Genomic DNA, 9936 nt, shown 5'->3' with positions numbered 1-9936 from the left:
GTGGCAAAGAAGGACAGGGTCGGTCTGGCCCGGAAGCATCTCGCTATGGTAGGCCTGAACGGTGGGGAGAACAAGTACCCATCCCAGCTTTCGGGGGGTATGCGCCAGAGGGTGGCTCTGGCGCGGGCGTTGTCGGTGGAGCCTAAGATTATACTCATGGATGAGCCGTTTGCCGCGGTAGATGCCTTATCCCGCCATAAACTGCAGGAGGATCTGGCGCGCATATGGCAAGAGACCAGAAAGACTATCGTTTTCGTGACCCATGACATAGACGAGGCCCTATATCTGGCCGATAAAGTGGTGGTGTTTTCGCCCCACCCGGGGACCATAAGAAACATTATCGACATCGCTCTTCCTCGCCCGCGAAGTCATTTTAGAAACCAGTTGCAGGAGGAAAAAGACAGGATCATGCAGATTTATCAATACGATGCTACCGGGGAAGCTATGGATTATGTTATCTAAAAACAGCATTGACAGTATTGACCATGCTGACGTTTTCCGCCTGCAGGGGAAAAATTTCCGAGGGCGCATTTATGACGACATTACCGATACCATCGGCAACACTCCCCTCGTCAGGATCAACCATTTGACCGCGGGTTGTGAGGCTAGCGTGGTGGCTAAGCTGGAGTCATTCAACCCGCTCAATAGCGTGAAGGACCGGATTGGCTATGCCATGATCGAGGCTGCCGAAAAAACGGGGCGGATCAAGCGTAACACGGTGATCATCGAGCCTACCTCGGGGAATACCGGGATCGGGCTGGCCTTTGTCTGCGCAGCCAGAGGTTACCGCCTGATCCTGACCATGCCCGAAACCATGTCCATCGAACGCCGGAAACTACTGAAAATGTTGGGGGCCGATGTGGTTTTGACTCCAGCCTCCGAAGGGATGCGGGGAGCCGTAAAGAAAGCTGAGGAGCTTAAGAGGCAGATTCCGGAAAGTTTCATCCCTCAGCAGTTTGAAAACGCCGCCAACCCGGAGATCCACCGATATACTACCGCCGAGGAAATATGGGAGGATACCCAGGGCATGGTGGACATATTGGTGTCGGGAATTGGGACGGGAGGAACGGTCACCGGTGTATCGCAGGTGATAAAAGTACGCAAGCCTTCTTTCAAGGCGGTGGGGGTGGAGCCTGAGGCATCGCCGGTGCTGTCGGGGGGGAAGCCCGGACCGCACCGCATTCAAGGTATAGGCGCCGGTTTTGTTCCCGGGGTGCTGGATAGGGAAGTGCTGGACGAAATCATTCAGGTATTGAACGACGATGCGTTTACTACCGCCCGCAGACTGGCCAAAGAGGAGGGGATACTGTGCGGCATATCGTCGGGAGCAGCTATGTGGGCGGCGCTTAAGGTGGCCAGCCGGCCCGAAAATAAGGATAAGCTGGTGGTGGTGGTGTTTCCTGACTCAGGCGAAAGATACCTGAGCACGCCGCTTTTTGATGCAGGGTTATAGGGGCATTTTGCTGGTTTAAAAGACGATCGTTTTGTTACCCATCAGAGGTAGCAAAATCCGTGGAAGTATACCCTTCATTCGGGAGTGCCAGGCAAGGTGACGGAGCATCTGTACGATGCTGATTGTCCCCTGTTCCGGCGACTTAATTGACCAGGCCTGGTCCCTCGTTCGGCGTGTTTTCCCAAGGATGACGATTGTCGAGCGATTCAGGTTATCTGATACTCAAGAATTCGAGAACTATTGCTGCCCGCTTGTTCATGTTTCTGCTCGGAGGCAAGGACCTGGTCACCTTCTGTGTGTATCTCGATGAGACCGACCGGGTCCTCGGTATGACCGGTCTATATCGTTACAAAAAGGATGCCGATGAAGCGGTGTGGTTATCCTGGTTCTGTGTCGCTCCAGAGGTAAGGAGTCGTGGGATCGGCCAGTCGCTGATCGAGCATACCGAAAAAATAGCCCGGGGAAAAGGATTCCATACTATCCGACTGTACACTTCGACCGATCCCAACGAGGCGGCCGCCCAGAGGTTTTATGAGAAAAACGGCTACCGGGAGATAAGCCGGAAAAAGGGACGATGCGGGTCAATGATTTTTCGGGAAAAACGCTTGTAACGAAACCGGAAAAGGGTGCCGTTTAAGCACCCCCTCCATCTCTTCTTCGCTTCTTCTTGCCTGCAATTTTCATGCTTGCTGCCGTCCGGCCGCGCCGACTAGGTAATTTCTCCGTGAAAGGGCTAAAAGCCTTTTGGAGCAAGCGTTTCCGGCGGCTTTTTTTTTAGAGCATTGCCCTTAAAATCCCGGTATTCTGAATTCTCAGGCCTTCCGGGAATGGTCCGCGAAAACCCCTTTTGAACGAGCTCGCTTCCTGGAGAAAGCAGCCCTGGAAGTGGAGAGAAAAGCCGAAGAAATTGGCAAAGTCATGAGCTCGGAACAAGGAAAGCCTCTGGCAGAGGCGATCGGGGAAGTCAAAGGGTCGGTTGAAGTTATAAGGTATTTCGCTGAAGCGGGGAAAAGGACTTTTGGGGAAATTATCCCTTTGGACAAGGGAAATTTAAGTAGCATTGTCATTAGGCAACCCATAGGAGTAGTGGCGGCGATCACTCCTTGGAATTATCCGGTGCAATTGCTGGCGTGGAAAGTAGGGGCAGCATTGGCCGCCGGATGTACTGTCGTGGCGAAAGTGCCTTCGGAAACCCCCCTTTCTCCCCTGATGTTTCTGAGGTGCCTGGTGGATACCGGCCTTCCCAAGGGGATTATCAGTGGGGTAGCTGGTCCAGGTTCTACGGTAGGCAAAGGGTTGGCCCTGCATCCTTTAGTGAAAAAGGTCAGTTTTACCGGTTCCACCGAAGCGGGTAAAAAAATCATGGAATATTGTGCGGGAGGTGTAAAACGGGTCACTCTGGAATTAGGCGGCCAGTGTCCCCTGCTTGTTTTGTCCGACGCGGATTTGGAGAAAGCGGTTAAAGGTGGAGTGAAAAGGTCGTTCAGGAACATGGGCCAGGTCTGCAATTCCATTAATCGTATTTATGTAGAAAATTCAATTTATGACCAGTTCCTCGCCATGTTTGTTGAAGAGACGAAGAAATATCGTATTGGTAACGGTTTGCTGGAAGAGGTGGACTTGGGTCCAATGGTCAGCCTCGATGCCTTGCGAAGAGTACAGGAACATGTGGAAGATGCGCGAGCCAAGGGAGCCAGGGTCCTTGCCGGCGGCAAGAAACCCGCGGGAGAAAAATATCGGAAAGGCTACTATTTTGAACCGACGGTGATAGGGGATGTGCATCATGACATGCTGGTCATGAAAGAAGAAACCTTTGGTCCGGTAGTCGGCGTTATGCCGTTTGATAACGTGACCCAGGCAATTACCTGGGCAAATGACACCAGATATGGCCTGGCCGCCTATGTTTATACTTCCAATCTCGACCGGGCCCGCCAACTTTGCTTGGCGTTGGAGTGCGGGAACGTGGGCCTTAACAATGTGGACGTAGCCACAATATATGCTCCCTACGGGGGATGGAAAGAGAGTGGTTTTGGCAGCGATTTAGGACCGGAAGGCATTAGTTCTTATCAGGAAGTGAAACATATAAAAATAGAGTTTAATATCGCGTAATGGCCATGGCTTGCGAGGTGATGGCATGAGCGAAAAACCCTGTGTGATAGGTGTGGATATTGGCACCTCGAGTTGTAAAACCCTGGCGATCGATGAGCATGGTGAAGTACTGGCTACAGAGGTAGGGGAATATCCCGTACAAAACCTCCGGCCAGGATGGTCGGAGCAGGATCCCGATGCATGGTGGGAAGCGGTAAAAGGTACCCTGCGGGAAGTTACCCGCAAGGCCAAAGAAAAGGGCCGCCTGGTCGAGGGAATAGGTTTGACCGGGCAAATGCATGGTCTGGTTCTATTAGATGCGGAAGGAAGGACCCTGCGACCCTGCATTATGTGGAACGACCAGAGGAGCGCTCCCTATTGTACCAAGATTCATGAAATAGTAGGTGGCGAGCGTGAATTTCTAAAAATAGTAAACAACGCGATGTTGCCTGGCTATACGGGTGGCAAGCTTCTGTGGGTTTGGGACAATGAACCCCAGGTCTTTGAAAAAGCGGTCAGGTTTTTATGTCCCAAAGATTATATCAGGTACAAACTTACGGGTGTTTATGCTACCGATGTTACGGATGCCTCGGGAACGGGATTATTTGATGTTAAAGAAAGAAAATGGGCGGTCGAACTAATCAAGGAATTAAAGCTCCCGCTGTCCATGTTTCCTCTGGCTTTTGAATCGCATGAAAAAACCGGGAGCGTGGTCCAGGAAGTGGCCGAAGGAATTGGAGTAAAGGGCGGAACGCCGGTTTTTGCCGGTGGTGGCGATGCAGTGGTGCAAAACATTGGCGTAGGGGCGGTAGAACCAAACGTCCTGAGCATTACGCTGGGTACGGCGGGGATAGTGGCCATTCCTTCCGACACATTTCTGCTCAATCCGGGAGGAACCCTGCAATTTTTTTGTAACGCCATTCCTGACGGGTGGATCGTTTTCGGGACTACTTTGGCGGCGGGAGGCTCCCTGCGTTGGTTTAAGGATATCTTTGGTCATTCGGAAAGGGAGGTTTCCAAGTGGTTGAATATATCGGTATACGATGTACTCAGCGCCGAAGGGAACCTTTCTGCGCCCTCGGCGCGGGGCATTCTCTTTTTACCCTACCTGATTGGGGAGAGGTGTCCTCATAGCGATCCTGATGCCCGGGGAGTTTTCGTTGGCCTTGGCTTACACCACTCACGCAATGATATCGTGCGCAGTATTTTTGAAGGTATAGTTTTCAGCCTGCGGGATGTTTATCGACACATGGAAGAATTGGGTTTTAAAATTTCGCAGATCAGAATTTCCGGTGGCGGGGCAAGGAGCGAACTGTTTCGAAAACTTCACGCCGACATCTTCGATTCAAAAGTGGTGACGGTGAGACATGGCGAGGAGGGGGGGAGTTATGGAGCGGGAATTCTGGCCGGCGTGGGAGCGGGTTTTTGGTCTTCGGTTAAAGAAGCCGCTCGATTTATCCGTTCCGAGTCAGAGACCCAGGTTACCCCGGAGAACACACCAGTTTACCGAGATTGTTTCGCAATATACCGGTCGTTGTATGACACTCTGAAGGCGACCTTTAAAGTTTTAGGACGTAATTGACCGATGAAGAACGTTTTAAGGGCCACTTGCAAACGGTTAGTATTTTAATAGAGGCTATGGCCAGGTTGTGAGGAGGCAAGGTAATGCATAATACAGAATATAAGGATAAGCTGACCGGTGTATATGCCCCCATCGTAACCCCCTTCGATGAGAAAGGAAATGTGGCGTGGGAAGCCTTACAAAGAAATTTGGAAAAGATGAATCGAACTCCCTTAAAGGGTTACTTCGTTTTAGGCACGAACGGAGAATTCCGGAGTCTGGGTTTTGATGAAAAAGTCAGGATCGTTGAGATGGTTTTATCTTTAAAGCAAGATAAGGTCATTATTGTGGGAGCAAGTTGTGAGTCTACCATAGAAACTATAAAAACGGCCAGGGAGCTTGCCGCATTGCCGATGGATTTTATCAGCTTGCTGCCTCCTTCTTTTTTTGCCAAAAGAATGACCGACGACGCCTTGTATGGTTATTTTTCCGAGGTGGCGGATAACGTGGCCAAGCCCATTCTTCTATACAATAATCCGGCAATGGCCAATAATGTAACTTTGTCTTCCGCTTTGATCTCGCGGGTAAGCAGACATCCCAATATCTTCGGGCTTAAGGACACTTCCAAGGGGAATTATGATGCTTATATCACAGCTTCTTTGGGAGAAAACTTCTATGTCTTATCCGGTTCAGCGGATTTTTGTTTCCCCGCCATGCTTTTGGGAGCCGTAGGGGGGGTGCTTTCTCTGGCTAATGTTTTTCCTGAGATCTGCTACAGGTTATTTGAATTGGGAAGAGCCAGAGATTTAAACCAGGGTCTGGATTTTCATCGTGAAATCGTTAAGCTGAATTCGCTGGTTTCGGGTAAGTATGGGGTAAGCGGGGTCAAGGCGGCAATGGATATCTTTGGTTTTGAAGGAATGTATCCTCGAAAACCCCTTTCAGGCTTGCATTCGACACAGAGGGAAGAATTGGAGAAAGAAGTGAGAAAGGTATTGGCGGAGTTGGGAATATAGCCTCACTTGGTTTGGTATTATATTTTTGAAAGGCGTGATCAGGGACTTTGGCTCGGAAGAAAAACCTGTTAGAAGACATGGATATGGTGGTCAAGGCCGCGGAGTTGTGTTATCTTTCGGGCCTTAATCAGAAGGATGTCGCTGAAATCATGGGCATTTCTTCGCAAAAAGTATTTAGAATGTTGAAGCGGGCTAAGGAACTGGGTTTGGTGGAAATTAAAATCAGAAAAACCGGCGAAATCGATGGAGAACTTTCTCTGAAACTGAAAGAAAAATTTGGCTTGCACAACGCTGCGGTTGCCGAGGTTTACGATAGTAGAACCGAACGGGTTATCAAGGCCGTAGCCCAAGTCGCCGCCAATTTTCTTAAAAACTACTTGGGATCATATTCGTATGGAAGCGTGGGAGTGGCTTACGGCAGGACTCTCTGGGAGGTTCTCGATTATCTGCCCTTTTTCAATCTTTCCAACTTGAAAGTAATTCAAATGATGGGCGGCTATGGTGGCCGACGATGGAAAACGCTGGCTTTTGAACTGGTAAGATCCTTTAGTAAACATCTGGGAGGGGACCCGTTCTATTTATTGGCTCCGGCTTTTGCCAAAAGTTCGGCCAGCCAGAAAGCATATCTGCAAGATAGGGAAATTCAGGAAATTCTTGAAATTGTTGAAAATGTAGACTTAGCCTTAGTGGGTATAGGAGGAATAAAAAGAGAGACGAGTTTATTGATCGAGACCGGGGATTTTCACGAAGCTGAGATTGGTGAGTTAGTGGAAAAAAAAGCGGTAGGGGCGATTTGCGGGACTTTTTTTGATATCAGAGGAAAAATAGCGCAGAGCGCTTTAGATTCAAGAAGAATAGCGGTGCACCTGGAGAGGTTGAGGACTAATGCCAAAAGAATAATTGGAATGGCCGGGGGCCTGGAAAAGAAAGAAACCATTTTAGGAGCCTTGCGAGGCGGATGGATCACCGATTTAGTGACTGATTTTGAAGTGGCAAAATGGTTAGTTACCCAACGTAACTGATGATAAAAATTGAATCAATTAATCTTGGAGCCATATTCGAAAGCTGTCTGGAAAAAAGCCACTGTATTTTCCGGGGGAACGTTCGGTTGAATATTGTGAATGGGAGCGAAGACAAAACCACCATCCGGACTGAGATCATCGATACGTCTCTTGACTTCCTCTATAACAGTATCCGGTGAAGCGAAAGCCATTACTTCGGTAGCGTCGGCTCCTCCTCCCCAGAACACCAATTCGCGACCAAACTCTCTTTTAATGCGCGCCGTATCCTGCATATCTTTGGCCGAGACTTGTATTGGATTTAAGATATCCACTCCACTTTCCACGATATCCGGTAATGCCCAATAAATAGAGCCGCAACAATGCAGGAAAACTTTGGCCTTGCTCTTCTTGTGGATCAGGTCAGTCAGCATTTTGTGCCGAGGTTTGTATATCAGGCGATAGAGGTCCGGCGGGACCAAAGGTCCACTCTGGGTTCCTAAGTCGTCACCTATTTCCACAATATGGACATAGTGCCCAACTTCCTCTAAAACGTAATCCCAGAAACTTAACTGCCACTCGACAATTCTCTCGGCCAGCGCTTCTACATAAAGCTTGTTAAAGGCCATATCGGTAAACAAAGGAACAATTCCTCTCAGCCAATAGGAATGTTCAAAAACACCGGCAGTCGGACTATAAATGATCACCGCCTTGTCGGTTTCTTCGTTTAGGTTCTTCGCTTTATCGCGTAAGCCCTTGATTCTGTTTGGATCCCTGGGATCGGGAAACTTGAAATTCTTTAATTCTTCAAGGGTACCTTCTTTCAACGGATGACCGGCCAGATCATACCAATATCCGTGGAGAGGACGCTGATAAAAAACCCCCCATTCATCCCAGTAGGAATCGGTGACCGGATCGACCGATAAAGACCAACCCGAACCCGGATTAGCGAAGAAGCCGACGACATCGGCATGAAATTTCTCTTTTAAAGCCGGTGCCGGATCGACAATTTGTTGGAACATATCGATGATCGGGGCTTCATGAGGGGGAAGTCCCAGGTATTCGGTCAATCGGCGGTAACCGATTTTGTGAATTGAAGTGGTGAGGCCTCCAAAGTCGATCGGTACCCGGTCCGCTTCTTTATGGTCAAGCGACCGGAGAACCCTTTCTCTGCTGTTCAACTTATCTATCCTCCCTGACGTAAACTATTCAATAAACCCAAGGCCCATAGTTTTAATAACCATAGGCCTTGGGTTACTAATCTTGGATTGTCTACAAGATCGCTGACGGTATACTTGCTGCTATTTTAATACGAAACTTGGTGGTCAATCCAGCCCCAACATGGTTCGATAGGAGGCTAACTGTTGCTCTCGGCCCAGTCTGTCGGTAATCTTTTCCCATTCTTCGTAGACTATATCAAGAGCTTCCCTGGGTTCCAGCTCACCGGCCAGGACCATCGACACATAGCGGTCAAGAATGGTATCGACATACTCGGCCTTACCGGGGATCCGCAGGTCAGACATGGCGTTTGGATGAACCATGTCTGCTTCGATAGCAGCCAGATAATCGATAGCATCCTGTTCTCCAAATCCCGCCGCCAACCAGGCATCGAGGTTCTTTACATGGGAGAAACGATAGGGGTTATAACCGGTGTCACCCCGTACTACGTCTTTGATGCTCGTTTCCGGGCTGGCCATAAAGCGGATAAAATCAAATGCGGCATCAGGATTGGCCGCAGTCTGGGTTATTCCAGCCACCCATCCTCCAAAGGATAATACTGGGGCCCGATTGACTTCTTCCATCGTGACCCATGCTTGTGTTTCGCGATCCCATACCTCCAGCGAACCAGGTCTTTGGGCGGAACCATTATTGCCTATCATATCCGGATGGGCTACTTCAGGATCCTGGCTTAAACCAGGGAAAGCACCCCATTCCATCCACATGGCAATATTTCCGCCTGGAGCACTGGCTCTGATCTGGGACACATCCCAACCTAGCATCCCGGGTGGTCCAAATTTGGCCATGTCCCGATAGAGGGTCAAGCCCCTTACAAAACCTTCCTGATTGATCAGGGGTTCCATGGTTTCCGGATCGAAGTAGAGAACGCCTCGGTATTTATCCGGTCCCCCAGGCATAACGCTGAAGGGGGCCGTAAAGTTCCAGAACCACCAGTGCGACTGAGTTCCCCGCATCATTGGTTGGGCCCAACCATAGTCAGGCGCTCCGTCCCCATTCCAATCCCATCCGGTGAAAAATTCCGCTACATCGTACAATTCATCCATGGTTTCAGGAACTCTCAGATCATAACCGTATTTTTCCTTGAAATTAGCCTGGTTTTCTGCGTCCTGAAATATATCTCTGCGGTAGAACAGGGTGTGGGTGTCTCCATCAAGTGGTAATGCATACTTATGCTCGCCCCACATTACCAGCTCTTGAAAGGCCGGCATGATGTCAGCCCAATCCGGGTCGGTTTCCGGGTTAGCGATGTAATCATCAAGCGGTATCAAGTGAGGGGTGAAATCCGGTAACCAGGTTGCGGAAACAACTATGATGTCGAAAGCTGCCACTCCAGTTACAAAGGAAGTCATTATTTTTGAGTACAGGTCCCCGTACGGGACTTCAATGACCTCGACGGTCCCACCGGTCATTTCAGTCCATTCCTGGGAATGTTCAATAAGGGGCCCCGCAATAAAAGGCCCGGTCTGAGTGACTACTACCAGATTTACACCTTCATATGGAAGCGAGGCCAATAAAGCTCCGCCCGAAAGCAAAAGCACAATGAACGCAACCAAAATGGCAACCAGCAAATTCCTCATGACT

General features: G+C 49.6%; 9 protein-coding genes. 7 read left to right on the top strand and 2 right to left on the bottom strand.

What is annotated here, in order from left to right; genetic code table 11:
* From VLH40_00220 to VLH40_00190, 7 genes are all read left to right on the top strand, one after another.
* On the top strand, positions 1–462 hold a 462-nt coding region (locus VLH40_00220), incomplete at its 5' end, for an ABC transporter ATP-binding protein (protein ID HSV30436.1).
* Entirely contained in the window at positions 452–1453 is a 1002-nt protein-coding gene (gene cysK, locus VLH40_00215) for a cysteine synthase A (protein HSV30435.1), read from the top strand. The genes VLH40_00220 and cysK, both read left to right, overlap by 11 nt.
* A 194-nt stretch (positions 1454–1647) precedes the next feature.
* Positions 1648–2064 carry a GNAT family N-acetyltransferase gene (locus VLH40_00210; protein ID HSV30434.1) on the top strand — a complete coding sequence of 139 codons (417 nt, stop codon included), beginning with the start codon at positions 1648–1650 and terminating at the stop codon, positions 2062–2064.
* Between the two features lie 190 nt (positions 2065–2254).
* The gene (locus tag VLH40_00205) at positions 2255–3562 is read left to right on the top strand and encodes an NAD-dependent succinate-semialdehyde dehydrogenase (protein ID HSV30433.1); all 1308 of its coding nucleotides are present in this window, start codon (positions 2255–2257) and stop codon (positions 3560–3562) included.
* 25 nt (positions 3563–3587) lie between these two features.
* Positions 3588–5123 carry a xylulokinase gene (gene xylB, locus VLH40_00200; protein ID HSV30432.1) on the top strand — a complete coding sequence of 512 codons (1536 nt, stop codon included), beginning with the start codon at positions 3588–3590 and terminating at the stop codon, positions 5121–5123.
* An 83-nt stretch (positions 5124–5206) separates the two neighbouring features.
* On the top strand, positions 5207–6118 hold the full coding sequence (locus tag VLH40_00195; GenBank protein HSV30431.1) for a dihydrodipicolinate synthase family protein: 912 nt from the start codon (positions 5207–5209) through the stop codon (positions 6116–6118).
* A gap of 47 nt (positions 6119–6165) precedes the next feature.
* Complete coding sequence (locus VLH40_00190; protein HSV30430.1) at positions 6166–7140, top strand: sugar-binding domain-containing protein; 975 nt, start codon at positions 6166–6168, stop codon at positions 7138–7140.
* Between the two features lie 14 nt (positions 7141–7154).
* Here the strand turns inward: VLH40_00190 and VLH40_00185 are convergent, their stop codons facing one another.
* Both VLH40_00185 and VLH40_00180 read right to left on the bottom strand, forming a co-directional pair.
* The gene (locus VLH40_00185; GenBank protein HSV30429.1) at positions 7155–8297 is read right to left on the bottom strand and encodes a uroporphyrinogen decarboxylase family protein; all 1143 of its coding nucleotides are present in this window, start codon (positions 8295–8297) and stop codon (positions 7155–7157) included.
* A 144-nt stretch (positions 8298–8441) separates the two neighbouring features.
* On the bottom strand, positions 8442–9932 hold the full coding sequence (locus VLH40_00180) for an extracellular solute-binding protein (GenBank protein HSV30428.1): 1491 nt from the start codon (positions 9930–9932) through the stop codon (positions 8442–8444).
* Between the last annotated feature and the right edge of the window lie 4 nt (positions 9933–9936).

This window comes from Atribacteraceae bacterium, from assembly GCA_035477455.1.
GTDB lineage: Bacteria > Atribacterota > Atribacteria > Atribacterales > Atribacteraceae > DATIKP01.
Note: the sequence above shows the minus strand (reverse complement) of the source record. Positions and strands in the feature narration are given on the sequence as shown.

Bases quoted from the DNA above. Each gene is read 5' to 3' on its own strand.
- cysK (HSV30435.1), top strand. From the start codon at position 452: ATGTTATCTAAAAACAGCATTGACAGTATTGACCATGCTGACGTTTTC.
- xylB (HSV30432.1), top strand. From the start codon at position 3,588: ATGAGCGAAAAACCCTGTGTGATAGGTGTGGATATTGGCACCTCGAGT.
- VLH40_00195 (HSV30431.1), top strand. From the start codon at position 5,207: ATGCATAATACAGAATATAAGGATAAGCTGACCGGTGTATATGCCCCC.
- VLH40_00180 (HSV30428.1), bottom strand. From the start codon at position 9,932: ATGAGGAATTTGCTGGTTGCCATTTTGGTTGCGTTCATTGTGCTTTTG.